The organism is Gulosibacter massiliensis, from assembly GCF_900626105.1.
GTDB classification, from domain to species: domain Bacteria; phylum Actinomycetota; class Actinomycetes; order Actinomycetales; family Microbacteriaceae; genus Gulosibacter; species Gulosibacter sediminis.
Genome location: NZ_UYZX01000001.1, coordinates 436,551 through 460,032, shown reverse-complemented (window position 1 = coordinate 460,032; position 23,482 = coordinate 436,551). Strand labels below are relative to the sequence as shown.

Annotated in this window: 22 protein-coding genes, 1 tRNA gene and 1 pseudogene; 17 read left to right on the top strand and 7 right to left on the bottom strand. The window is 67.1% G+C overall.

Going from position 1 to position 23,482, the window contains the following annotated elements:
- Nucleotides 1–8: 8 nt before the first annotated feature.
- The gene (locus EJL01_RS02245) at nt 9–1,301 is read right to left on the bottom strand and encodes a bifunctional o-acetylhomoserine/o-acetylserine sulfhydrylase (protein ID WP_125106092.1); all 1,293 of its coding nucleotides are present in this window, start codon (nt 1,299–1,301) and stop codon (nt 9–11) included.
- A gap of 132 nt (nt 1,302–1,433) precedes the next feature.
- On the opposite strand from EJL01_RS02245, the gene EJL01_RS02240 reads away from it, so the two are divergent.
- The 3 genes from EJL01_RS02240 to EJL01_RS02230 are packed head-to-tail and all read left to right on the top strand — an operon-like array spanning nt 1,434 to nt 4,260.
- Entirely contained in the window at nt 1,434–2,114 is a 681-nt protein-coding gene (locus EJL01_RS02240) for a type 1 glutamine amidotransferase family protein (protein ID WP_125106091.1), read from the top strand.
- Complete coding sequence (locus EJL01_RS02235) at nt 2,111–2,815, top strand: uracil-DNA glycosylase (protein ID WP_125106090.1); 705 nt, start codon at nt 2,111–2,113, stop codon at nt 2,813–2,815. Before EJL01_RS02240 ends, EJL01_RS02235 begins: the two co-directional genes overlap by 4 nt.
- 2 nt (nt 2,816–2,817) lie before the next feature.
- On the top strand, nt 2,818–4,260 hold the full coding sequence (locus EJL01_RS02230; protein ID WP_125106089.1) for an amidase: 1,443 nt from the start codon (nt 2,818–2,820) through the stop codon (nt 4,258–4,260).
- A 29-nt stretch (nt 4,261–4,289) separates the two neighbouring features.
- Here EJL01_RS02230 and EJL01_RS02225 read toward each other — a convergent pair whose 3' ends face one another.
- The 3 genes from EJL01_RS02225 to EJL01_RS13065 form a co-directional block, all read right to left on the bottom strand.
- Nucleotides 4,290–4,694, bottom strand: coding sequence for a Fe-S oxidoreductase (locus tag EJL01_RS02225; RefSeq protein WP_125106088.1), 405 nt, complete (start codon nt 4,692–4,694; stop codon nt 4,290–4,292).
- A gap of 3 nt (nt 4,695–4,697) precedes the next feature.
- A complete protein-coding gene (locus EJL01_RS02220; RefSeq protein WP_125106087.1) occupies nt 4,698–5,435 on the bottom strand; it encodes a PspA/IM30 family protein in 738 nt (245 codons plus the stop codon).
- Nucleotides 5,436–5,520: 85 nt separating this feature from the next.
- Nucleotides 5,521–7,536, bottom strand: coding sequence for a TPM domain-containing protein (locus EJL01_RS13065; protein ID WP_193128249.1), 2,016 nt, complete (start codon nt 7,534–7,536; stop codon nt 5,521–5,523).
- A 333-nt stretch (nt 7,537–7,869) separates the two neighbouring features.
- On the opposite strand from EJL01_RS13065, the pseudogene EJL01_RS13445 reads away from it, so the two are divergent.
- From EJL01_RS13445 to EJL01_RS02205, 3 genes and pseudogenes are all read left to right on the top strand, one after another.
- Nucleotides 7,870–7,965: pseudogene (locus tag EJL01_RS13445) on the top strand (DivIVA domain-containing protein); the annotation flags it as partial.
- A 33-nt stretch (nt 7,966–7,998) separates the two neighbouring features.
- Nucleotides 7,999–8,187: a DivIVA domain-containing protein gene (locus tag EJL01_RS12905; RefSeq protein ID WP_164509665.1), complete on the top strand. Its 189-nt coding sequence runs from the start codon at nt 7,999–8,001 to the stop codon at nt 8,185–8,187.
- A gap of 68 nt (nt 8,188–8,255) precedes the next feature.
- Nucleotides 8,256–8,990 carry a gamma-glutamyl-gamma-aminobutyrate hydrolase family protein gene (locus EJL01_RS02205; protein WP_125106085.1) on the top strand — a complete coding sequence of 245 codons (735 nt, stop codon included), beginning with the start codon at nt 8,256–8,258 and terminating at the stop codon, nt 8,988–8,990.
- A 22-nt stretch (nt 8,991–9,012) separates the two neighbouring features.
- Here EJL01_RS02205 and EJL01_RS02200 read toward each other — a convergent pair.
- Nucleotides 9,013–9,085, bottom strand: a tRNA-Arg gene (locus EJL01_RS02200).
- A 57-nt stretch (nt 9,086–9,142) separates the two neighbouring features.
- On the opposite strand from EJL01_RS02200, the gene argS reads away from it, so the two are divergent.
- From argS to prfA, 7 genes are all read left to right on the top strand, one after another.
- Nucleotides 9,143–10,807, top strand: a complete 1,665-nt coding sequence (gene argS / locus EJL01_RS02195) for an arginine--tRNA ligase (RefSeq protein WP_125106084.1) — start codon at nt 9,143–9,145, stop codon at nt 10,805–10,807.
- Nucleotides 10,808–10,810: 3 nt separating this feature from the next.
- The gene (locus EJL01_RS02190) at nt 10,811–11,566 is read left to right on the top strand and encodes an LmeA family phospholipid-binding protein (RefSeq protein WP_125106083.1); all 756 of its coding nucleotides are present in this window, start codon (nt 10,811–10,813) and stop codon (nt 11,564–11,566) included.
- Between the two features lie 29 nt (nt 11,567–11,595).
- The gene (lysA, locus tag EJL01_RS02185; RefSeq protein WP_125106082.1) at nt 11,596–13,011 is read left to right on the top strand and encodes a diaminopimelate decarboxylase; all 1,416 of its coding nucleotides are present in this window, start codon (nt 11,596–11,598) and stop codon (nt 13,009–13,011) included.
- Nucleotides 13,008–14,318, top strand: a complete 1,311-nt coding sequence (locus EJL01_RS02180) for a homoserine dehydrogenase (protein ID WP_125106081.1) — start codon at nt 13,008–13,010, stop codon at nt 14,316–14,318. Before lysA ends, EJL01_RS02180 begins: the two co-directional genes overlap by 4 nt.
- Entirely contained in the window at nt 14,315–15,271 is a 957-nt protein-coding gene (gene thrB / locus EJL01_RS02175) for a homoserine kinase (protein ID WP_125106080.1), read from the top strand. Before EJL01_RS02180 ends, thrB begins: the two co-directional genes overlap by 4 nt.
- 129 nt (nt 15,272–15,400) lie before the next feature.
- On the top strand, nt 15,401–17,347 hold the full coding sequence (rho, locus tag EJL01_RS02170) for a transcription termination factor Rho (RefSeq protein ID WP_125106079.1): 1,947 nt from the start codon (nt 15,401–15,403) through the stop codon (nt 17,345–17,347).
- A complete protein-coding gene (prfA, locus tag EJL01_RS02165) occupies nt 17,344–18,438 on the top strand; it encodes a peptide chain release factor 1 (protein ID WP_125106078.1) in 1,095 nt (364 codons plus the stop codon). Before rho ends, prfA begins: the two co-directional genes overlap by 4 nt.
- Nucleotides 18,439–18,441: 3 nt before the next feature.
- On the opposite strand, the gene cysE is transcribed toward prfA, so the two are convergent.
- Nucleotides 18,442–19,026: a serine O-acetyltransferase gene (gene cysE, locus EJL01_RS02160; protein ID WP_125106077.1), complete on the bottom strand. Its 585-nt coding sequence runs from the start codon at nt 19,024–19,026 to the stop codon at nt 18,442–18,444.
- Between the two features lie 89 nt (nt 19,027–19,115).
- Nucleotides 19,116–20,054, bottom strand: a complete 939-nt coding sequence (gene cysK, locus EJL01_RS02155; RefSeq protein WP_125106076.1) for a cysteine synthase A — start codon at nt 20,052–20,054, stop codon at nt 19,116–19,118.
- Nucleotides 20,055–20,199: 145 nt separating this feature from the next.
- Between cysK and prmC the strand changes: the two genes are divergently transcribed.
- The 4 genes from prmC to EJL01_RS02135 are packed head-to-tail and all read left to right on the top strand — an operon-like array spanning nt 20,200 to nt 23,454.
- On the top strand, nt 20,200–21,039 hold the full coding sequence (prmC, locus tag EJL01_RS02150; protein WP_125106075.1) for a peptide chain release factor N(5)-glutamine methyltransferase: 840 nt from the start codon (nt 20,200–20,202) through the stop codon (nt 21,037–21,039).
- Between the two features lie 13 nt (nt 21,040–21,052).
- The gene (locus EJL01_RS02145; protein WP_125106074.1) at nt 21,053–21,730 is read left to right on the top strand and encodes an L-threonylcarbamoyladenylate synthase; all 678 of its coding nucleotides are present in this window, start codon (nt 21,053–21,055) and stop codon (nt 21,728–21,730) included.
- The gene (locus EJL01_RS02140) at nt 21,731–23,005 is read left to right on the top strand and encodes an MraY family glycosyltransferase (protein ID WP_125106073.1); all 1,275 of its coding nucleotides are present in this window, start codon (nt 21,731–21,733) and stop codon (nt 23,003–23,005) included.
- Nucleotides 23,002–23,454 carry a Cg1360 family ATP-synthase-associated protein gene (locus EJL01_RS02135; RefSeq protein ID WP_125106072.1) on the top strand — a complete coding sequence of 151 codons (453 nt, stop codon included), beginning with the start codon at nt 23,002–23,004 and terminating at the stop codon, nt 23,452–23,454. The genes EJL01_RS02140 and EJL01_RS02135 overlap by 4 nt, the downstream gene beginning before the upstream one ends.
- Nucleotides 23,455–23,482 lie beyond the last annotated feature (28 nt).

The following is a 23,482-nucleotide window of genomic DNA, read 5'->3' as shown; positions in this document are numbered from 1 at the left end:
TCCCGTGCCTAGGCGGCGACCGCGGCCGCGATCGCCTGCTCGAGGTCGGCGATGATGTCGTCGATGTGCTCGAGACCGACGGAGAGCCGCACGAGACCGGGCGTGACGCCCGCCTCGAGCTGCTGCTCGGGGGTCAGTTGCGCGTGCGTCGTCGACGCGGGGTGCGTCGCGATCGAACGCACGTCGCCGATGTTCACGACGTGGCGGAACAGCTTGACCGACTCGACGAGGCGACGGCCGGCGTCGACGCCGCCGCGAAGCTCGAAGGCGAGCAAGCCGCTCGCGCCGTTTGGCGCGTACTTGCGTGCCAGCTCGTGCCACTGGTTGCCGGGCAGACCCGCGTAATTGACGCTGACGACGTCCGGGTGGCCATCGAGCCACTCGGCAACGGCTTGGGCATTTTGGACGTGTCGCTCGAGGCGCAGGCTCAGGGTCTCGATGCCCTGGAGCACCTGCCACGCTGAGGCGGGCGCGAGCGCCGCACCGACGTCCCGCAGTAGCTGCACGCGAGCCTTGATGATGTAGGCGATACCGTCTCCCACGGCCTCGGCGTACTTGAGTCCGTTGTAGCTGGGGTCAGGCTCGTTGAGGCCGGGGAAGCGCTCGGCGTGCTGCGACCAGGGGAACGAGCCGCCGTCGACGATGAGGCCAGCCACCACGGCGCCGTGACCGCCGAGGTACTTCGTTGCCGAGTGCACGACGATGTCGGCGCCGTGCTCAAAGGGGCGAATGAGGTACGGCGTCGCGACGGTGTTGTCGACGATGAGCGGCACGCCTGCCTCGTGGGCGACGTCGGCGACGGTGCGAATGTCCAGCACGTTGATGGCGGGGTTGCCGATTGTTTCGGCGTAGAAGGCCTTCGTGTTCGGGCGAACCGCGTTGCGCCACTGCTCGGGGTCGTTCTCATCGAGGATGAACGTCACCTCGATGCCCGCCTTCGCGAGCGTGTACTTGAAGAGGTTGTAGGTGCCGCCGTAGATCGAGGTCGATGAGACGACGTGGTCGCCTGCGCCCGCGATGTTGAGGATCGCGAGCGTTTCGGCGGCCTGACCGCTCGAGACCGCGAGCGCGGCGGTGCCGCCCTCGAGCGCGGCGACGCGCTCTTCGAGCACGGCGGTCGTCGGGTTGGTGATTCGCGTGTAGATGTTGCCGGTCTCGGTGAGCGCGAACAAGTTCGCGGCGTGATCGGCGTCGTTGAAGGCGTACGCGGTCGTCTGGACGATCGGCGTGATGACCGCGTTGGACGAGGGGTCAATCCGCGTGCCCGCGTGAATCTGGCGGGTTTCGAAGCGCTGTGACATGAAATCTCCTAGAGGTGGCAGCGGTGACACGGAGGGGTGCCGGCGCACCCCAATCATCACCGAGGTGGCGAGGCCATGTGAAATCCACTTGTAATACGGAGACACCGGGTGTGGGACGATGAAGAGGTGACTGTGCTGTTGTCTGGAGGTGGCGACCGCAAGGCGGTGCGCCGGGTTGTTGATCGGCTCTGTCGAGAGCTTGCGAGTAAAGCGGGCGCCTCGCAGGCGCGGCTCGGCGTTCTCGCCGGCGGCGACCCCGTGACACGCGAGGTCGTCGACGCCGTAGCGCCGCCGCTCGGTGTCGACGCAGTGCACCTGCCCGAGACTCCGCAGACCGGCGACTTGCTGATGCTCGCGGGTGTCCTTGTCGGCGACGGGGACGCGGCGCAGCAGCTCATGGCGTTTGGCGAGACGATCAGCGATCTGCGCGGGCTGGTGCATCGCGGCGCCAGCTACGCCGGTATCGGCTCTGGCGCAGCTATCGCGGCGGAACAAGCGCTGCTGGGCGGTAGCGAGGTCGGCTCGGTGCCGGTCGCGCCGACGACGAGCGAGACCGAGCGCGAGGTTGAGCTCACCGCCGGGCTCGGCCTCATTGACCTCACGGTACTGCCGCACGCGGCGGCATCGGGTCGCATTGGCCTCGGCGTCGCGACGATCGAGGCCGGTCTCACTGATCGCATCATCGGGCTCGACGACGCGACCACCCTTTCGATCCGGGATGGCGCACTCGAGTTGCTCGGCCCGGGCAGCATGTGGGAGCTCCTTCGGACCGAGGACGGGGTACTCGTACGCACGAGTCGGGTCTCGGCGTGACGGCGAGGTCGCTGGGGGAGCTCGCAGCCGAGGGCGTGATCGCCGATGACTGGGCGGTTGCGCTCGAACCGGCGCAGGCCGAGCTGCGACGTGCGGGGGAGTTCCTCCGCAGCGAGCTCGCAGCCGGCCGCGAGTACCTGCCGGCGGCCGAGAACATCCTGCGCGCGTTCGCGCAGCCGCTTGCCGACGTGCGTGTCGTGCTGGTGGGCCAGGATCCCTACCCGACGCCAGGGCATCCGATCGGCCTGTCGTTTGCCGTGAACCCCGACGTGCGCCCGCTGCCTCGTTCCCTCAGCAATATCTATCGGGAGCTCGACGACGACCTCGGCATTGCGCCGGCCGCCCACGGCGACCTCAGCCGCTGGAGCGATCAGGGCGTGCTGCTGCTCAACCGTGTGCTCACCGTGCGGCCGGGGGCGCCGGCGTCGCATCGGCGGCAGGGCTGGGAAGCCGTGACCGAGACCGCCCTGCGTGCGCTCGCCTCCCGCGGCACGCCGCTCGTCGCGCTGCTGTGGGGTGCGGATGCGCGCAAGGCGAAGGAGTTTCTCGGCGCGACACCGACGGTCGAATCCGCGCATCCCTCGCCGCTTTCGGCATCGCGCGGGTTCTTCGGCTCGCGGCCGTTCTCGCGCGTCAACGCGCTACTCGGAGAACAGGGCGCCGAGCCCATCAACTGGCGGGTCGAGGTACCGGAGGAATAGCCATGACTGAGCTCCACGAACTCACGGCCAGCGAGCAGGTGCGCCTGCTCGCGGTGGGCGAACTCACGAGCACCGAGCTCGCCGAGCACTATCTCGGCCGCATCGAGCGAGCGAACCCCACGCTGCGGGCCTTCACAACCGTCGATGCGGAACACGCACGGCAACGCGCGGCCGAGCTCGATGAGGCTGGCCGCCCGGGCGTGCTGCACGGCCTCCCGCTTGGCGACAAAGACCTCACGAACCGCGCCGGCGTGCCGACGAGCTACGGCTCGCGGTCAATGGCCGACTTCGTGCCGGAGGTCTCCGACCCGCTCGTTGAGACGCTCGACGCACACGGCGCCGTGTCGCTCGGCAAGACGAACACGCCGGAGTTCGGCTTCCCTTGCTACTGCGAGAACGAGTTGCCGGGCGGCGTCGCTCGCAACCCCTGGGACCTCGGGCGAGGCCCCGGTGGCTCGAGCGGCGGCGCCGCGGTCGCCGTGAGCGCGGGTCTGCTTCCGCTCGCGCCTGGCAGCGACGGCGGAGGCTCGATCCGTATTCCTGCCGCGGCGACCGGCCTCGTGGGCCTCAAGCCGTCGCGCGGCCGCGTGCCCGACGGCAGCGGTCTGGATGCGCTGGCCGGCCTCGGCGTCGCCGGCCCGCTCGCCCGCACGGTCGAGGATGCTGCGCTGCTGCTCGACGCGATGATCGCGCGGGACGCCGAGGGTCGACCGGCGAACCGGTTCACGACCGCGGCCGCGAGCGAACCACCGCGGAGCTATGTCGAGGCTCTGCGCAAAGTCGACCGCAGCCCGCGCCTTCGCGTGGCCTGGAACACGTGGACTCCGTGGGAACCGAGCTACGACATCGAGCTGGCCGCGGAGGCGATCGAGGCGTTCGAGACCGGGCTCGAAGCGGTCCGCGCGCTGGGCCACGAGGTGGCGGAGTTCACCCCGCCCGCGGCGCCGGAGTACTTCGACGCGTTCCGCGCCGTGTGGCGCGGGGGAGCGGCGGGTCTGCCGCTCGACGATGCCCAGCTCGACGGCGTAGAGGCGTTGACGGCGTGGCTCGTGCGCAGCGGCCGCGAGCTGCCCATCCAGGAGCTCTCGCGAGCGCTGTCGGCGCTGTCGGCGTTCGAGCGGCGCATGGTCGCCGCCTACGAACCGTTTGATGTCGTGCTCACGCCGGCGATGGCGATGCTGCCCCGGCCGCTCGGCTGGTTCGACCCGCACGACGGCGAGCGTAACTTCATGCAGCAGTGTCAGTACACGCCGTTCACGAGCTACGTGAACGTCGTCGGACTGCCCGCGATGTCGCTGCCGGTGTTCCAGGGGGCACTGCCGATGGGCATACATGCGATTGGCCGCCCGGGCGACGAACTGACGCTGCTGCGCCTCGCGCGCGACCTCGAGCGCGAATTCGCCTGGCACGAGCGCAGGGCGCCGGGGTGGACCATCGCGGACTAGCCCCGGCGCGCACGCCGCAGCGCCGCCGCTCAGCTCGCCTTTCGGCGGCCTCCGCCCGTGCGCACGTAATTGCCGTCGGCAAGCCCGGCCTCAATCTCGAAGCGGTTCTTGAGCGGGTTTGAGCCGGCCAGGAAGTAGAGGACCGGGAACAGCATGCCGTATCGCTCCCACTGGCGTACATGCCTGAGCTCGTGCCGCAGCACGCGCGAGCTCACGTTCGTGTCGGTGAGATAGACCCGGCCGATGCAGACGCCGCCCCGCTTGAATGCCCATTTGGGCAGCCCATGCAGCACGATCATGCCGTCGTGGCGCTCAATGCGACCAACCGACAGTGGCGCCCCGTAGAGGAGCGCCACCGCCGTGGCGAAGCGGCAGCCGAGTCGCGACAGTGGCGAGTCGAGGGCTACTTCGCCGATGAGTTGTCGAAGTCGCAAGGGCTACTGGGTGATGCTCGACTGCGAGTTGCCCGACTTGAGCGCGGCGAGGCGAGCCTCGACCTCGGTCATCTGGCCGACGTTCTCGAGCTCTTCGAACTGCTTGTCAAGACTCGACGCCTGCAACTCTTGCTGGCCACGGACACGAGCTTCTTCTCGACGTACCTTTTCCTCGAAGCGGCCGAGGTCGGTGGTGGGGTCGAGCACGTTGATCTGCGAGAGGGCATCGTTGACCTTGCCCTGTGCCTCGGCCGTCTTGGCGCGTGCCGAGAGCTCGTCGCGCTTGCGGATCAGCTCGTTGTGCTTGCCGCGCATGCCCTCGAGGCCGTTCTTCAGCTGGTCGACGACCTGGGTCTGCTGCTCGATCTGCGGGCGCGCCGTGTTGACGTTGCCCTCTTCCTCGACCTGGCGCTGAATCGCGACCTTCGCGAGATTGTCGAACTTGTCGGCCGACGCGATGTCGCCGCTGTTGCGGAACTCGTCGGCCTTGTTCGACGCGGCGAGCGCCTTCTGGCCCCAGTCGCGCGCATCCTGCTCGTCCTGGCGCGCGTCGTCCTCGAGCATGCGCAGGTTGCCAATCGTCTGCGAAATCGCGGCCTCGGCGTCGGCGATGTTCGCGGAGTAATCACGGATCAGCTGATCGATCATGATCTGCGGGTCTTCCGCCTGGTCGATCAGGCTGTTGATATTGGCACGAACAAGCTGTGAGATGCGGCCGAAAATTGACTGCTTCTGGGCCATGGGAATGCTCCTTGGTGATCGAATCGGTGGATGATCGTGAACTGAATTTATGTTGCGTGTCTGACCAGTTGGCTGATAGCGGCGACTAGCGGGTTCCGCCGCCCCCGCCGAAGCCGCCTCGGCTGCCGCCGCCGCCCGAGAAACCGCCGCCGCCTCCGCCGCCGCCGAAACCACCAAAGCCGCCAAAGCCGCTCCAGTCGTTGTCGTGGCGCCGCGACGAGCCCGAGTCGCTCAAGATGCCGCTGATGATGCCGCCGAGGATTGCCCCGCCCATGCTCGAAAGGAACTGGTCACCGCCACCGCCGTAGGAATTGCGGTGTCGCCCGTAGCCTGCATGGCTCGTCGAGTCCCACGAGCTGAACGAGTACGTGTTGTCGACCTCTTGCTTGCCGGTGGAGAGCGCGGTGCGGGCGAGGTGATCGGCATCGTTCGCGAGCTGCAGCGCCTGCACCGGATCATCGTTGCGGAGGGCCTCGGCGCGGGCGAGCTGAGACTCGGCCTGGTCGAGGCGGGTGCGGGGCCCGGAGGACACGGCGCCGCGCTTCGAGTTGATGAACTGCGCTGCGGCGCTGATTTCCGCGCTCGCGTTGCGCAGCGCTTCGGGCAGCCGGGCGCGCGCGTGATCAACGCGCTCCTTCGCGTCGAGCAGGCCGCCGAGTGCGTCGTCGAGGCGACCCGCCACCGCGTGGAGCCGCTCGATCGTGCCCGCCGGGTCGGTGAATCGGCCCGCAGCCTGGTCGATGTCGGCGAGCAGCTTGCGTGCCTCGGTGACTGTTTCGGTCGTAGTCGCCGACGGCGTGACCGACGCGGTGCCGGTAAGGTCTTCAACCTGCGCGAGCGTGCGCTTGAGCTGGGCGGCCTCGTCGGCGATCTGGCGGGGTGCTCGTTCAAACAGCTCGCGCGTGGCCGTGAGGCCCTTCACGAGTCCGTCGAACTGGGCGAATGCGTTCTCGGCGTCGGTGATATCGACGATCGCGGCGCCGGCATTGCCGGCCTCGGCGGATGCCGTGGCCCCCTCGATCTCATCGTCGGCGAGATCGAGCAACTGACCAGCCTGGCCGATGTCCGCGCCGATGCGGTCGCGCGCCGACTGGTCGTAGTGCGCATCCAAGCCGTCGAACCAGCTCGAAATCTCGGCGAGGCGCGGCCGGGCGGCCTCCGCACGCTGGCGCAGAGCGACGAGCAGCTTCGGTGCGTCGTTCTGCCGCACGCGGAGCTCCTGGAAGTGGCTGGCCTGGTCGCCGAGTCGCTTGGTCGCGGTGTCCGTGATGGTCAGGATGCGCTCGATCCACGCCTCGCGGTCCTCGGGAGCATCGGGGATATGGTCAAGCAGCTTGCCTTGGAGTTCGAAGGCCTCCTTCGACGCCTTCTTCGCCATGCCGAGCTCGTTTTGATACACCTTCACTTCGTCAGAGCCGAACTCGGCGCTCGCAAAGGCGACCTCCTCGTCGGACGACTTGATCAGGTTGTCCATCCGCACAAGCTGGATTGACGCCTGCTGCCGGCGCGCCTCGAGTTCGGCGGCCTGCTTCTGTTCGGCCTCGCGAAGTTGTTTTTGACGCTTGCGGCGGCCGTTGAGGAACACGATCGCGACGACGATGAGCACCACCAACACGAGCACGCCGAGCACGATCGTGAAGACGTTTGAGTTCTCGCTGCTCGTGCTCGTGGCACCGGAGGTGTCGCTGCCTGAGCTCCCGGACCCGCCGGAGTACGAGCCGTTCAGCGCCTGCTCGAGTTCGCTCGCCGCCTGCACCGCGGCACCGACGAAGTCGCGCTGGTTCACGAGCGGCAGGATGTCGTTCTGAATCGACTCGCGATCGGCGCTTGACAGCGAGAGGCTCTGGTCGACGTTGAGCCCGTACTCGCCTGCGTCAGTGCCGATGTAGAGAACGATGTCGTTGATGCCGAGCTGGCTGTCGAGGGCGACCGCGCTCGCCCAGTCATTGCCGACGTTTGGGTTCTCAAAGGTGCTGACGATGACCACGTAGAGGCTGCTGCCCGTGGCGGACTCGAGGCTCGCCGAAGCGTCTTCGATCTCAGAGATGTCGCTGTTCGAGAGGGTGTTCGTCGTGTCGGTGACGAGCCCAGTCAGTTCCATCGGCTCCTCCGCCGATGCGCCCTGCGCGGGGAGAAGCGCGAGGCAACTCGCCAAGAACAGCGACAGCAACAGCGCAGCGGTACGGCGGAGTGTGAGCATCCAGTCCCTCCAGATGTCGAGCCTCATCGAACCGGGGGATTCGAGAGGAATCGAACGTAGTCCCTACCGAAACTAGGGCACGATGCGGGGATCTATCTGAACCCCTCAGCCGAGCCAGAGCGGCGACGCGACGAGGTGAACAATTGGTGTACCCCTGCGTGTGGCTAGTCACGCCGTAGGCCCCGGGCTAACATCTGGTGGCGAGATGGAAATGACTATCTCGGAGAAATAAATATGCGCAGTGATGAATTACTGAATCAACAGTTCCGTTCAACCAAGTACTCCTACGGGTACGACCAGCGAGAAGTAGACACATTCATCGACCGGGCGGCCGCCACGCTCAAAATCTATGAGTCTGGCACCGTGCACAGCGACATCCGCACCAGCGATGTCGGTCTCGAGCATCCGCCGATCACCTCGCAGTTCGTCAACAACGTTCGGTTCACCCCCACGCACCTCAGCGAGGGGTACGACCAGCACGATGTGGACGACTTCCTCGACCGACTCGCATCGGCGTTCCAAATCCTGGAAGCCCCCGAACCGCGAGACTAATCACGCTCCACAACCCGACATGGCCACCGTGACGCAGAAGGCGCCTGCCGACTGCTATAACGGTGGCCATGTCACTTCTTTCCCCACGCGTCCTCATCGTCGACGCGACCATGCTGCGCGCGGACACGCGCTTCACCGGCCAGCTCGAACCCCTCAGCCAGCAGGTCGCGCGCGTGAGCGAGGCGGCGCAGTTGACGCCCGAGCGGCTCGCGATCGGTGACGCCACCGCCGAGGAGGTCGAGGCTGCCTATGAGCGCGCCGATGCGATCGTCGTCATGGGCGGCGAAGACGTGACGCCGAGCCTCTACGGCATGGGCACCGACTACCCCGAGTCGGGCACGCACCTGCGCGAGGCGGATGAGCGCAGCTGCGAGCTCATCCGTCGCGCGATCAGCGACGGTATCCCCCTGCTCGGGATCTGCCGCGGTCTGCAGCTGCTCAACGTCGCCTGCGGCGGCACGCTCGTGCAGCACCTCGAGAACTCGGATGCGCACCGCTACCTTCCGCCGCGCGACGGCGACTTCATCCGGCACCCGGTCGACATCGATGCGGGCTCGCTGCTTGCACAGTACCTGGGGGAGCATCTCGAGGCGGTGGAGTCGGCGCACCACCAAGTCGTGGCGGAGCCGGGCCAGGGACTGCGCGTCAGCGCGCACGCCGAGGACGGCACCCCGGAGGGTCTCGAGCACGTGAGCGCGCCGGTCTTCGCGGTGCAGTGGCACCCAGAATCGGAGTCGAGCGAGCCCTCGCAACTGCCCGCCCTCTTGACCGGGCTGCGAGCCGAGGTTCGCGAACGCGCGTGAGGGTTCGCTAGTGACAACTGAGTGCCCCCGACAGGAGTCGAACCTGCGACCTACGGTACCGGAAACCGGCGCTCTATCCACTGAGCTACGGAGGCGAACAAGCGACAAGCGTAGCAGCAACCGGGCACGCAACTTGCGTACGATTGAGCGTGATGACTGACCAGAACCTTTCGCACGTCCTTGCTGCCGCCACGACCGCAGCGCTTTCCCGTCACGATGCCGGTGCCGTTGAGCTCAGCGACGATGACCTGAAGCTCGAGCGTCCGCGTAATCGCGAGCATGGCGACTGGGCCTCGAATATTGCGATGCGCTACGCGAAGCGGGTGGGCACGAATCCCCGCCAGCTCGCGCAGGAGATCGCGGAGGGGCTCGAGGGTGACCCGAGCGTCAAGCGCGTCGAGGTTGCTGGCCCCGGCTTCATCAACATCACGCTCGACGAGGCGGCCGCGGGTGCGCTCGCGCTCAAGATCGTCGAGGCGGCAGGCTCCTACGGCACATCAGCCGCGCTCGCCGGTCACAACATCAACCTTGAGTTTGTGTCGGCGAACCCGACCGGCCCCATCCACCTCGGTGGTGCCCGCTGGGCCGCCGTCGGCGACTCGCTCGCCCGCGTGCTCATTGCGGCCGGTGCACAGGTGACCCGCGAGTACTACTTCAACGACCACGGCGCGCAGATCGACCGCTTCGCCAAGTCACTGCTCGCCGCGCACCTCGGCGAGGCAACGCCCGACGACGGCTATGGCGGGGCGTACATCGCCGAGATCGCCGCCGCGGTCGCCGACGAGTTCGCCGACGAGCTGGCTGCCGCCGAGTCGCGTGAGGCGCAGCAGGAGTTCTTCCGAAGCCGCGGCGTCGAGCGCATGTTCGGCGAGATCAAGCAAAAGCTCGAGGACTTCCGCGTGGTCTTCGACGTCTTCTTCCACGAGGACTCGGTGCACGAGGACGGCTCGGTCGCCCTCGCGGTCGAACGACTCAAGGAGCGCGGCGAGGTGTTCGTCGAGGACGGCGCGACGTGGCTTCGCTCGACCGACTTCGGTGACGATAAGGACCGCGTGATCATCCGGTCGAACGGCGAGCCCACCTATTTCGCGGGCGACATCGGTTACTACCTGAACAAGCGCGAGCGCGGCTTTGACGAGTGCATCATGCTGCTCGGTGCCGACCACCACGGCTACATCGGTCGCCTCATGGCGATGGTGTCGGCATTCGGCGACACCCCCAACGTGAACCTGCAGGTGCTCATCGGCCAGATGGTCAATCTGGTGAAGGACGGCCAGCCGGTGCGCATGTCGAAGCGTGCGGGCACGATCGTCACGCTCGACGACCTGGTGGATGCGGTCGGTGTCGACGCGGCACGCTACGCCCTCGTGCGTGGTTCGACGAATTCGTCGATGGACATCGACCTCGACCTGCTCGTGAGCCGCACGAACGACAACCCAGTCTACTACGTGCAGTACGCCCACGCGCGTACCCGCGCCGTCGCGCGCAACGCCGAGGCGGTGGGCATCGACGGCAGCGGCTTCGACCCAGCGCTGCTCGCGCACGCGAGCGAGAACGAGCTGCTCGGCCAGCTGCGCGAGTTCCCCCGCATCGTTGAGTTTGCGGCGCTAGAACGCGAGCCGCACCGTGTGGCCCGCTACCTCGAAGACCTGGCCGCGCGCTACAACCGCTGGTACGACCAGACCCGCGTGCTGCCGCAGGGCGACGGCGAGGTTGAGGCGCTGCACCACAGCCGCTTCGTGCTCAATCAGGCGGCCTCGCAGGTGCTGCGTACCGGGCTTGAGCTGCTCGGCGTGACCGCGCCGGAGCGCATGTAGCCGATGGCAGCAGCGCGTCGACGCACCCGACCCGGCATCATCGCGGCGATCATCGTGATCGCCGTGGTGGTGCTGCTCGTCGTGGTCGAGATCGTCGCTCGGGTGCTCGTCGGCCGCATCACGGCGCAGGAGGTTGAGCAACGACTGCCCGACGGGCTCTCGGCTGACGTCAGCGCGGCCGCGACCGGCACGTGCATCACGTGCGAGTTACTTGGCGGTTCGCTCTCGGGCATCCACGTAACGAGCGACGACGTGACGTTTGGCGACGTGACCGGGGCCGCGAGTGTCGACGCGCACGACGTGAAGCTCGGCTCGCCGATCACGGTGGGCAGCCTGAACGGCTCGATTGGCATCGACGAAGACGAACTCAATGCACTGCTGCAGGAGGTGGCGGCGCAGTCGGGCATCGAGATTCACTCAATCGAACTGCGCGACGACGGCATCTCCTACGGCACCGAGGTCGAGGTATTTGGCGAGACAGTCGGGCTCTCGGTCGTCGCCAATCTCGAACCCCGCAGCGGTGGTCGCCTGCGCGTCGTGGCCGAGGAGGTCTCGATCACTTCGGGCCTCGGCTCGGCGCAGGTCGAGCTCGATGCCGATCGCTTCAGCTTCGAAATGTGCCTGGCCGAACACCTCCCTGCCGAGGTGCAACTCACGAGCGTGCAGCCCTCGGCACAGCACGTCGACATCAGCTTCCGCAGCACGAGCGCCATTCCGCTCGACGACACCGCGTTCGCCGAGCTCGGCAGCTGCACCTGACCATTGGCCCCCCAAGTAGGATGACGAGGATGCACGCCTCCGAGAACGCACCGCTCGCGCCCGACTGGCTCGAGCTGCCCAGCGACACCGCAACGCTTGACGACGGGGTTTGGCCCGTCACAGCGCGTCGCACCGATTCTGGCGAGCTCGAACTCGGCGGCGTCTCCGCGGCCCAGCTGCTGGAGGCGCATGGCTCGCCGCTCTATGTCATCGACGAGCAGGATGCGCGGGGTCGCGCCGCCCACACGCTCGGCGCATTCACCGACGCGTTTGGCGCCATTGGCGCCGAGGTCGAACTCCACTATGCGAGCAAGGCGCTGGTGACCATCGATATTGCTCGGTGGATGGCCGAGGCCGGTCTGGGCCTCGACGTCGCAAGCGGCGGCGAGCTCGAGGTCGCGCTGGCGGCGGGCGTCGACCCGGCCAAGATCGGGATGCACGGCAACAACAAGTCGCGCGCCGAGCTCGAGCGCGCGGTCGGCGCTGGCGTCGGCTGCATCATCATCGACTCGATGGGCGAGGTTGCGCTGCTCGCCGAGGTCGCAGCCCGGTTGGGCCGCATCCAGCCCGTCATGGTGCGCATCAACGTCGGCATTCACGCCTCGACGCATGATTACCTCGCGACGAGTCACGAAGACCAGAAGTTTGGCCTGACGCGCGAGGCGGCGATTGACGCCGTGACGCGCATCCGCGCGAGCGAGTCGCTCGAACTCGTCGGCCTGCACTCGCACATCGGTTCGTCGATTTACGAGTCCGAGGGCTTCGGTGCCGCCGCCAGCCGGCTCATGCTCCTGCGCGCGCAGCTGCTCGCCGACGGCCCGGTGCCCGAGGTGAACCTCGGCGGCGGGTTCGGCATCAACTACCTGCCGAGCGACCAGGCGCCCGACGTGCGCGAGCTCGCCCGCGGGATTGCGGCCGAAGTTGAGCGCGTCTGCGACGAGACTGGGAGCAGCCTGCCCCGGTTCGTATTCGAACCCGGTAGGTCCATCGTGGGTCCGTCGGGCGTGACGTTGTACACCGTCGGTTCGACGAAGATCGTCACGGTGCCGGGGGAGTCCGGCGGCGAGCGCGAGTACATCGCGGTCGATGGTGGCATGAGCGACAACATCCGCCCCGCCCTCTACGGTGCCGACTACTGCGTGCGACTCGCGAATCGGGTTTCGGACGCGCAACCGCGTCTCGTGCGCGTCGTGGGCAAGCACTGCGAGTCCGGCGATATCGTGGTGAACCATGATTACCTTCCCGGTGATGTCACCGCGGGGGATCTGCTCGCCGTGCCCGCGACCGGCGCCTACGGCTGGTCAATGGCGAGCAACTACAACTATCTGGAGCGCCCGGCAATTGCCGCGGTGCGCGACGGAGTCGCGCGAGTTCTCGTGCGGCGTGTGACCATCGATGACCTGCTGGCCTACGACGCCGCATGGAATGGAAAGGCGAGCTCGTGAACGAACAGCGCACCGTGAAAGTCGCGCTCCTCGGAGCCGGTTCCGTTGGGAGCCAGGTGGCCCGACTTCTGCTGGAGGACGGCGAGGAGTTTTCGCGCCGTGCCGGCGCGAAAATCGAGCTCGTCGGGATTGCCGTGCGCAATCTTGATTCGAAGCGCGACGTTGAGCTCCCGCGCGAACTGCTGACCACGGACGCCGAGAACCTCATTCTTCAGGCCGACTTCGTGATCGAGCTCATGGGAGGCATCTCGCCCGCACGCGAGCTCATCACCCAGGCGCTCGAGTCCGGCGCCGACGTCGTGACCGCAAATAAGGCGCTGCTCGCTAGCCACGGCCCCGAGCTCTTCGGCATCGCAGAACGTGTGGGTGCTCAGCTGCACTACGAGGCGGCCGTCGCTGGCGCGATCCCGATCATCCGCCCGCTGCGCGAGAACCTCGCGGGCGACCGCATCGAGCGCATCCTCGGCATCGTCAACGGCACGACCAACTACATTCTCGACCGCATGTATTCGAAGGGTGACACGTTCGAGGAGTCGCTGCGCATCGCGACGGAGCTCGGCTACGCCGAGGCCGACCCGACCGCCGACATTGAGGGATACGACGCCCAGCAGAAGGCGGCGATTCTCGCGTCGATCGCGTTCCACACTGAGGTGCCACTCGAGCAGGTGCACCGCGAGGGCATCACGCAGGTCACGATTGAACAGATCGAGGATGCGAAGCGCGCCGGGTTCGTCGTCAAGTTGCTCGCGATCTGCGAGCGGGTGCCCGGTGCCGACGGCGCCGAGGCGATTTCTGCCCGCGTGTACCCCGCGCTCGTTCCCGAGGCGCACCCGCTCGCCTCGGTGCACGGTGGCAACAACGCCGTGTTCGTCGAGGCCGCGGCGGCCGGCCCGCTCATGTTTTACGGTGCGGGCGCCGGCGGCATCCAGACTGCATCCGCGGTGCTGGGTGACCTCGTCTCGGCCGCTCGCCGGCACGTGCTCGGGGGCCCCGGCCTCGGCGAGTCGATGGACGCGAACCTCACCGTGCTCGACTCGGGCGAGATCCGCACGCGCTACCACATCGCCCTCGGCGTGACGGATGCGCCCGGCGTGCTCGCCGAAGTCGCACGCACTTTCGCTGAACACCACGTCTCGGTGTCGACGCTCGAGCAGGCGCGCACTGAAGACGATCACGCTGCGACGATCGTCATTGTGACGCACCTCGCCACCGACGGCGCCCTGCAGCGGCTCGTGGAGTCGCTGGGTGAGCTCGATGTCGTGACGCGCATTGCCGGTGTCCTTCGCGTCGAAGGAGGCGCCGAGTGAGCCGCGTGACGGAGGGCGCGAGGGCCCACGTACGAGTTCCCGCCACGAGTGCCAACCTTGGCCCGGGCTTTGACACCCTCGGCCTAGCCCTCGCGGTCTACGACGAGCTTGAGGTCGAGGCGCTCGCGCCCGGCCGCTACGAGTTTGAACTCTCGGGCGTCGGCGCGGATGCGGTCCCTCGCGACGAACGTCACCTCGTGATTCGCGCGATGCAGCACACGTTCGAGAAGCTCGGCTTCGATATGCCGGGCATCCGACTGCGTGCGGTGAACTCGATTCCCCACGGCCGCGGACTCGGTTCCTCGGGGGCGGCCATTGTCTCGGGCGTGCTCGCCGCATCCGGCCTGATCTCCGATCAGCGGACCGTGACCGCCGAGGAAATGCTCTGGCTCGCGACCGACCTTGAGGGGCACCCCGACAACGTCGCTCCCTGCCTGTTCGGTGGGCTGACGATTGCCTGGATGGACGCCGACGAGCAGGCGCATTCGAAGCAGCTCGCGGTGCATCGCGGCGTCTCAGTGCTGGTGCTGGTGCCCGACGAGACGATGTCGACCAAGGTCGCACGCTCGCTTCAGCCCGAGCACGTGCCGCACGCCGATGCGATTTTTAACCTCTCGCGCTCGGCTCTCATGGTCGCCGCGATGATTCAAAGTCCCGAGCTGCTCTTCGACGCCACCGAGGACCGCCTGCACCAGACGTACCGCGCCGCGGCGATGCCGAAGACGAAGGCGCTCATCGACGCGCTGCGCGAACAGGGGCTGGCCGCGGTAGTCTCGGGTGCCGGGCCAAGCGTGCTCGTGCTCTGTGATGACCCGGGTGCACGCCTGCGAGCAGCAGAAATTGCCGCCGCTCGCACTGACACGACATGGCGCGCGCTCATGACCGCCGTTGATGTTCAGGGTGCTACAGTTGGTGCGGCTGCGGGCCAGGCGACATCAGCGCCGCTCGGTTAGCTCGGTCGCACTTCTCGCGATCGGCATCCCGCTTCGCCATTTCTCTCGACCGGTGAGGTTTCTCGCCAGCGTCGATTTCCCAGCGCCCCGCATACGCGCGGGGTGCGTCACCGCAAGGAAAAGAACTTCATGACCGATTCCACGACTCCGAACGAGTCGCGCTCGCTCGAACAGATGCGTGTCGCCGACCTGCAGGCCCTGGCGGCTCAGCACGGAATCAAGGGCGCCGCACGCATGCGCAAGAGCGTGCTGATCGACGCGATCCAGCAGGCGCAGGCGGGCGCGACCGCCGCGCCGGCGCAGCCCGCCGAGGCCGCTGCGGCACCGGCAACCGAGGCGAACGCCGAGCCCGAGGCTGTTCAGGCCGAAGCTCCTGCCGCCGAGGCACCCGAGGCACCCGAGGCCGAGTCCACCGAAGTGGCCGAGTCCGGCCTGTCCGCCGGGGACGCACCCGAGGCCGACGCCACCACCAAGTCGCCGGCGCCGGCCGCGGCCGCGGCCGAGCAGACCAAGCCCGCTGAGGGCCGCGGTCGGCGCAATCGCCGCGCGAGCAGCTCGGGTGAGGCCCAGCAGGTAGAGCCGAAGCAGAGCGCACGCAAGGCACAAGCCAACGACGGCGCCGCCAAGAGCGACTCGCCGCTCAGTCTGGACGACATCGTCCTGCCGCCCGCGCGCGAGGACGAGGCCGATTCGGCCGACGACGAGCAGCAGAACGAGAGCCACGGGCGCAAGCGCAACCGCAACCGCAATCGCAACGGACGGCAGGGCGACGACGCGAAGCAGGACTCGGGTCGTCAGCCCGGCAACAATGACTCCGGCCAGAATGCGAAGAGCAACCAGGCCGGCCAGAACAACCAGGGCGGCAGCACGAACGCCGACCGCAAGCGCAAGCGCAACCGCGATGATGTCGACCCAGAGATCGCACCTGACGACGTGCTGCTGCCGATCGCGGGCATCCTCGACGTGCTCGACAACTACGCCTTCGTACGCACGAGCGGCTACCTTGCCGGCAGCAACGACGTCTATGTCTCGCTCGGCCAGGTGAAGAAGTACAACCTCCGCAAGGGCGACGCCATCGTTGGCGCGATCCGTCAGCCGCGCGAGGGGGAGTACCAGTCGGGGCGCCAGAAGTACAACGCGCTCGTCAAAATCGACACGGTGAACGGCGAGCAGCCCGACCCGGCCCGCGAGCGCGCCGAATTCGAGAAGCTGACCGCGCTCTACCCGATGGAACGGATCACGCTCGAGACCCCGGGCGGCCACGCCGCGCAGCGCATGATCGACCTGTTTGCGCCGATCGGCAAGGGTACCCGTGGGCTGATCGTCGCCCCGCCGAAGTCGGGCAAATCGATCATGCTTGAGCGCATCGCGAACGCGATTGCCCAGAACAGCCCCGACACACACCTCATGCTCGTGCTCGTCGACGAGCGACCCGAAGAGGTCACCCGCCTCGAGCGCACGATTCACGGCGAGGTCATCTCGTCGACGTTCGATATGCCGGCCGAGAACCACACCACGATCGCCGAGCTCGCGATCGAGCGCGCGAAGCGTCTTGTCGAACTCGGGCTCGATGTCGTGGTGCTGCTCGATTCGATCACGCAGCTCGGTCGCGCCTACAACCTGACCGCGCCAGCAACCGGCCGCATCATTGCCGGCGGCGTTGACGCATCCGCGCTCTACCCGCCGAAGCGCTTCTTCGGCGCTGCCCGCAACGTCGAGAATGGTGGCTCGCTCACGATCCTCGCCACGGCAATGGTCGAGACCGGTTCGCGCACCGACGAGGTGATCCTCGAGGAGTTCGCCGGCACCGGCAACATGGAGCTTCGCCTGTCGCGCGAGATCGCGAACAAGCGCATCTTCCCGGCCCTCGACATCCAGCAGTCCTCAACCCTGCACGAGGACCAGCTGCTCGACGCTGACGAGCTCGAGGCGACTTGGGCGATTCGCCGTGCCCTCGGCGGCGACGCACAGGTGTCGCTCGAGGCCGTGCTCGAACGCATCAGCCAGACGACGACGAACGAGGAATTCCTCGCGTCGGTGCGCGCCAACCCGATCAGCCCGGTGACGGCCCGATGAGCCGCCGGGACGAATTCGCGGAGTCGCTTGCGACCTTACGCGCCGAGCACACCGATTTGCAGAACCAGCTCGCTGAGCCGGAGCTGCACTCGAACCCGGCGCGCGCCAAGAAGGTCAACCGCCGCTACGCGGAGCTCTCGCAGATCATCGCCGCCGACGACAAGCTCGCGGCGCTCGAGGGCGACCTTGAGGCCGCGGTCGAACTCGCGAAGGAAGACGAGCTGTTCGCCGAGGAGGCCGAGACGACTCGCGCCCGCGTTGCCGAGCAATCCGAGAAGCTGCGCCGTCTGCTTATCCCTCGTGACCCCGACGACGGCCGCGACGTGATTATGGAGATCAAGGGCGGCGAGGGCGGCGAGGAATCGGCGCTGTTCGCAGCCGACCTCCTGCGCATGTACAGCCACTACGCCGAGCAACGGGGTTGGAAGGTCGAGATACTCGACTCCACCACGAGTGACCTTGGCGGGTACAAGGACGTTCAGGTGGCGATCAAGTCGTCGTCGAACGACCCCGCCGAGGGCGTGTGGGCGTCGCTCAAGTATGAGGGTGGCGTGCACCGCGTGCAGCGCGTTCCCGCGACCGAATCACAGGGGCGCATTCACACCTCGACGACCGGTGTGCTCGTCTTCCCCGAGGTAGATGAGCCCGAAGAGGTGCAAATTGACCAGAACGACCTCAAGATCGACGTCTATCGTTCGTCGGGCCCCGGTGGCCAGTCGGTGAATACGACCGACTCTGCGGTGCGCATCACGCACGTGCCCACGGGAATCGTCGTGTCGATGCAGAACGAGAAGTCGCAGATCCAGAACCGCGCGGCCGCAATGCGCGTGCTGCAGGCCCGCCTCCTCGCTCGCCAGCAGGAGGAGCAGGCCGCGGCCGAGGCGGATGCTCGTCACTCGCAGATTCGTACGATGGATCGCTCCGAGCGCATCCGCACGTACAACTTCCCCGAGAACCGCATCGCGGACCACCGCACCGGTTACAAGTCGTACAACTTGGACGCGGTGCTCAGTGGGGCGCTTGGCCCGGTCATCGAGTCGGCCATCACGGCCGACGAAGAGGCGCGCCTTGCTGCGCTCGGCGGGGAGTAACCGCTAGATAACCCAGTCGCCGGCTTCTTGCAGTGCGATTCGTGACTGCGGGCGGTTGCGGGCGGGGATTCCGGTGAGAACCGACCTCGGCTGCGCCGAACGCGTCACGACGGAGTTGGCACCAATCTTGGTGTCGCTACCGATCTCGATCGGGCCGAGCAGCTTCGCACCGGCGCCGATCATCACCCGGTCACCGATGGTCGGATGGCGTTTGATGCGCTTGCTCGACACGCCGCCCAGCGTGACGCCGTGGTAGATCTTCACGTCGTCGCCAACGACCGCGGTCTCGCCGATCACGACGCCCATGCCGTGGTCAATAAATAGGCGGTGCCCGATCGTCGCCCCCGGGTGAATCTCGATGCCCGTCGCGAAGCGGGCGAACTGCGAGATGGCCCGCGCGAAATACTTCTTGCCCGGGGTTCCGGTGACCCAGAAGCGATGCGCGATGCGATACGCCCAGACGGCGTGCAGCCCCGAGTAGATCGTCGCAACGGATGCGCGCGAGCGGGCCGCGGGGTCGCCGTGTTGGGCGGCGGTGATGTCCTCGCGCACACCTCGGAAGAACTCGTCACCGGGAAGTCGAACCATGCTTGCTATTTTTCCACATCCGTCGGGCACGCAAGCGGCGGGGCGCGCGCAGTTGCGCACGACCTCGCCGTTCACGATGCGGTGACTGGTTAGTTGCTCTCGCGGAGGTCGTCGAAGAGGACACTCGAGAGATAGCGCTCACCCGTGTCGCAGACGATCACGACGATGTTCTTGCCCGCGTTCTCGGGGCGGCGCGCGACCTGGAGTGCGGCCCAGACGTTCGCCCCCGACGAGATGCCTGAGAAGAGGCCCTCTGAGCGCGTGAGTTCACGCGAGGTTGCGATCGAGTCCTCGAGCGTCGTGTCGATGACCTCGTCGATAACGGACTGGTCGAGGATCTCGGGGATGAAGTTGGCGCCGAGGCCCTGGATTTTGTGGGGGCCGGCCTTGCCTTCGGTGAGCAGCGGCGAGTCCTTCGGCTCAACGGCGACGATCTTTACCTCCGGCTTGCGCTCTTTGAGCACCTGGCCAACGCCGGTGATAGTGCCACCGGTGCCGATGCCGGCAACGAAGATGTCGATGTCGCCGTCGGTGTCGTTCCAGACCTCTTCCGCGGTGGTCTCACGGTGGATCTCGACGTTCGCCTCGTTCTCGAACTGGCTCGCGAGAATCGAGTTCGGCGTGTTCTCCTGTAACTCCTGCGCCTTGGCAACTGCGCCGCGCATGCCCTCAGGGCCGGGGGTGAGGATGAGCTCGGCACCGAACGCACGCATGAGCTGCCGGCGCTCAAGCGACATTGTTTCGGGCATCGCGATGACGACCTTGTAGCCGCGCGCGGCGCCGACCGCCGCAAGCGCGATGCCGGTGTTGCCCGAGGTGCCCTCGATGATGGTGCCGCCCGGCTGGAGCGCGCCGCTGCGCTCGGCTGCGCGGACGATGCCCCAGCCGAGGCGGTCCTTTACGCTCGCGGTCGGGTTATTGAACTCGAGCTTCGCGTAGACGTTCGCGTCGGAGTCGTTGATGCGGTTGAGGCGCACCAGGGGAGTGCCGCCAATCACTTCGGTGACGTCGTTGTAGATCTTGGCCATGTGAAGATTGCCTCTCAGAGTGTGGGAGCCGGGATCGAACCCGGCGGACCGTACGGCAGTTATCCAATCAGCACTCCGTGAGCCACGCCTGGAAGCGCGTCACGATCCGTCACCTTGGTACGCCGCCTACAGTTGACGCGTGCGCATGGACCAACTTCTCGCGATGGTGACCCGCCGGCTGCTGCGATCGCAGCTCACGGCACGGGATGCGGCATTGCTCGCCTCCGTGGGCCTTGGGCGTTCGCTCGGCGACATCGAACTCGCGCGGCTGCTCGGTAAGACGGTCGAGGTCAGCGAAGCGGAACGCGTCCTGTCGCTCGCCGATCGGAGGGCCCGGCGCGAGCCGCTTCAGCATCTCGCGGGTGCGGCGCCCTTTCTCGAGTTGGACCTCGCCGTCGGGCCCGGGGTGTTCGTGCCTCGGCCCGAGACCGAGGTGCTCGTCGAACGCGTGACCGAGGAACTCAGTGCCACGCCCGCGGGCCACATCGCCGACCTCGGCTCAGGTTCGGGCGCGATTGCGATCACGCTGGCACGCCGGGCGGCAGGGCGCGACGTGTTTGCCTTCGAGTCCTCTCCATATACCTGGCCCTGGCTGCGCCGAAACATCAACGCACTCGCACCCGAGGTTGTGCCCCGCTTCGGCGACTGGCGCGCCTCGATCGACCGCATCGACGGCGAGTTCGCGGCGCTCGTCTCGAATCCGCCCTATGTTCCTGCGCGCGAGATCCCCCGCGACCCCGAGGTGCGACTGTTCGACCCCGAGGCCGCCCTCTACTCGGGCTCGGACGGGCTCGACGAGATTCGCCGTATTGCGGAGGTCGCCTCCGAGCGACTCGTGCCGGGCGGGTTCGTGGCCGTGGAGCACACCGAAGACCAAGGGGGATCGGTACGCCAGCTGTTCGGCGACGCGGGTCTTGTCGGTTCGTTCACGATTCAAGACCTCGCCGAGCGGGATCGCCATACGTTCGCACGTCGCCCCGACTAGACTGGGCGACGTTATGCCGGATGTATATGACCTCGCTCAGCCGCCGCAACTCCTCGCCGGGATGCGCGAGGCCCGCGGCGCGCTCGCTCGCGGTGACGTCATCGTGATGCCGACCGACACGGTCTACGGCATCGCCGCGAACGCCTTCGACGCGTCCGCCATTGGAAAGCTGCTCGCGGCGAAGGGACGCGACCGCACCTCGCCCCCGCCGGTGCTTGTGGCGAGCGCGTCCGCGGTCGACGCGTTGGCGCGCGAGGTTCCCGAGGTCATCCGCACGCTCGTCGAGCAGCATTGGCCGGGACCCCTCACCGTAATCTTGCCGGCGCAGCCGAGCCTCCAGTGGGACCTCGGTGAGACGCACGGCACCGTCGCCCTGCGCATCCCGAACAACGAGTTCGCCCTCGAGTTGCTCAAAGAGACCGGGCCGCTCGCCGTCTCATCGGCCAACAAGCACGGCGAGCCCGCGCCCGGCAACGTGCAGGATGCGGTCGCCCAGCTCGGCGACGATGTGCAGATCTTCTTGGACGCGGGCGAGGTCGGCGGAGCCGCCTCGACGATTGTCGACGCTACGGGACTCACCGCGCGCGACCCGCTGCCGGCCCGCATCGTGCGAGCGGGTGCGCTCAAACGCACGCAAATCGCGGAGGTGCTCGGCGACCAGCTTGAGCCAGATCGAGGGACTCTCGTCTAGGTGCTCTTTTACGCAAGGGTCATCCTGATCGCCGCGGTGCTGGCCTTCCTTGCCTCCTGGCTGGTGTACCGCGTGGCGATGCGCTATCGCTGGTACCCCGCCGTGCGCGAACGTGACGTGCACACGACCCCAAAGCCCCGACTCGGCGGCGTCGCGATGTACTTTGCGTTCCTCGCGACGATCGCGATTGCGACGCAAATCAGCTGGTTTCAACTCGTGTTTGCGAACCCGACGAGACTCTGGGGCTTGATCGGCGCCGCGACCCTCATCGTGATCGTGGGCGTGATCGACGACATCGTCGATCTCGACTGGATGATCAAGCTCGCGGCACAGATCGTCGCGGGGCTCATCCTCGCGTTCTCGGGTGTCGCGATCACCTCGCTGCCCATCGGTGGTGTCACGGTGGCGTCGCAGTGGATGTCGGTGCTCGCGACAGTGCTCGCGGTCGTGCTCGTCATGAACGCGGTCAACTTCATCGATGGCCTCGACGGACTCGTCGCCGGCGTCGCGATCATTTCGGGCGGCGTGTTCCTGCTCTACAGCTATTTCCTCACCGAATCGCTCTCGTCGAGCCGTTTCACCCTGGCGGCGCTGTTGTCGGCGCTCGTGGTCGGCGTGTGCGTCGGCTTTCTGCCCTGGAACTGGAACCCGTCGAAGATGTTCATGGGTGACGGCGGCGCGCTGCTGGTTGGCCTGCTCATGGCCGCGTCGACGATCGCCGTCACCGGCGAGATCGACCCGAGCCTCATCAGCCGTGATGCGCTCATGCCCGCCTTCCTCCCGCTACTGCTGCCATTTGCGGTGCTCGTGGTGCCGCTTGTCGATTTCATCCTCGCGGTGGTGCGCCGGCTTAGCGCCGGCAAGTCGCCGTTCACGGCAGACCGCAAACACCTGCACCATCGACTCCTCGACATGGGGCACACGCAGCGTCGCGCCGTGCTGATTTTCTACGCCTGGGCCACCGTGGTGGGTGTCGCGGCCCTGCTCGCGTTCCTCGTGCAGCCGATCTGGATTTCTGGCGTGTTCCTCGTGCTCGGCATGATCGTGTGCAGCATCCTCACGATTTCGCCGATGTCGCTGCGCAAACGACTCGAGGTCGAGGCACAGCGCTCGCTCGAACTCGACGACGACGCCCACGATCCGCTCGACGAACTTGGCGGCACGCAGTCCGATCGTGACCGGGCGGCTGATCCGGCTCCCGTCGCGCTGACAGAGCGCCTCCGCGGTCTCATCCCCACCCGCTCCTTGCCGAGCGACGACAAAGGAAACTCATGACCTCCTCCACGAACACCCCCACCAGCGTGCCCGTAATGCGACGTGTGCTGAAGTGGTCGCTGCTGCTGACCCTGGCGATCGCTGTCATCGGGGGAGTGATCGGCTACTTTGTCGCGGACTGGCCCGGCGTCTGGTCGGCGCTCGTGGCCGCCGGCGTGACGCTCCTGTTCACTGGGCTTACGGTGTTGTCGATCATCCTCGCCGCGCGGTTCGACCCGATGTTCTTCATCGCCGTGATTCTCGGCATGTGGATCCTCAAATTCATCGCCTTCCTCGGTGTGCTCGCGATCGTGAAGGCCTTCGACTTCACCCATGACTGGATGCTCTGGTCGACGATGATGGCCGCGATGGTGGGTCAACTCGCGATCGACATCATCGTGGTGCAGCGCAGCCGACAGCCGTATGTCAGCGACGTCGCGCTGCCGGGTGAAAATGACGACAAGTCGTAGATTTATTTCCGTCAACCGCCCCGGCGTG

What these genes read in the sequence shown, in the direction of transcription:
- EJL01_RS02145 (WP_125106074.1), top strand. Translation starts at nt 21,053, where the DNA reads ATGCCGGATGTATATGACCTCGCTCAGCCGCCGCAACTCCTCGCCGGG.
- lysA (WP_125106082.1), top strand. Translation starts at nt 11,596, where the DNA reads ATGCACGCCTCCGAGAACGCACCGCTCGCGCCCGACTGGCTCGAGCTG.
- EJL01_RS02135 (WP_125106072.1), top strand. Translation starts at nt 23,002, where the DNA reads ATGACCTCCTCCACGAACACCCCCACCAGCGTGCCCGTAATGCGACGT.
- EJL01_RS02245 (WP_125106092.1), bottom strand. Translation starts at nt 1,301, where the DNA reads ATGTCACAGCGCTTCGAAACCCGCCAGATTCACGCGGGCACGCGGATT.
- prmC (WP_125106075.1), top strand. Translation starts at nt 20,200, where the DNA reads ATGGACCAACTTCTCGCGATGGTGACCCGCCGGCTGCTGCGATCGCAG.
- cysK (WP_125106076.1), bottom strand. Translation starts at nt 20,054, where the DNA reads ATGGCCAAGATCTACAACGACGTCACCGAAGTGATTGGCGGCACTCCC.
- EJL01_RS13065 (WP_193128249.1), bottom strand. Translation starts at nt 7,536, where the DNA reads ATGGAACTGACTGGGCTCGTCACCGACACGACGAACACCCTCTCGAAC.
- rho (WP_125106079.1), top strand. Translation starts at nt 15,401, where the DNA reads ATGACCGATTCCACGACTCCGAACGAGTCGCGCTCGCTCGAACAGATG.
- EJL01_RS02220 (WP_125106087.1), bottom strand. Translation starts at nt 5,435, where the DNA reads ATGGCCCAGAAGCAGTCAATTTTCGGCCGCATCTCACAGCTTGTTCGT.
- EJL01_RS02230 (WP_125106089.1), top strand. Translation starts at nt 2,818, where the DNA reads ATGACTGAGCTCCACGAACTCACGGCCAGCGAGCAGGTGCGCCTGCTC.
- cysE (WP_125106077.1), bottom strand. Translation starts at nt 19,026, where the DNA reads ATGGTTCGACTTCCCGGTGACGAGTTCTTCCGAGGTGTGCGCGAGGAC.
- EJL01_RS02190 (WP_125106083.1), top strand. Translation starts at nt 10,811, where the DNA reads ATGGCAGCAGCGCGTCGACGCACCCGACCCGGCATCATCGCGGCGATC.
- prfA (WP_125106078.1), top strand. Translation starts at nt 17,344, where the DNA reads ATGAGCCGCCGGGACGAATTCGCGGAGTCGCTTGCGACCTTACGCGCC.
- EJL01_RS02205 (WP_125106085.1), top strand. Translation starts at nt 8,256, where the DNA reads ATGTCACTTCTTTCCCCACGCGTCCTCATCGTCGACGCGACCATGCTG.
- argS (WP_125106084.1), top strand. Translation starts at nt 9,143, where the DNA reads ATGACTGACCAGAACCTTTCGCACGTCCTTGCTGCCGCCACGACCGCA.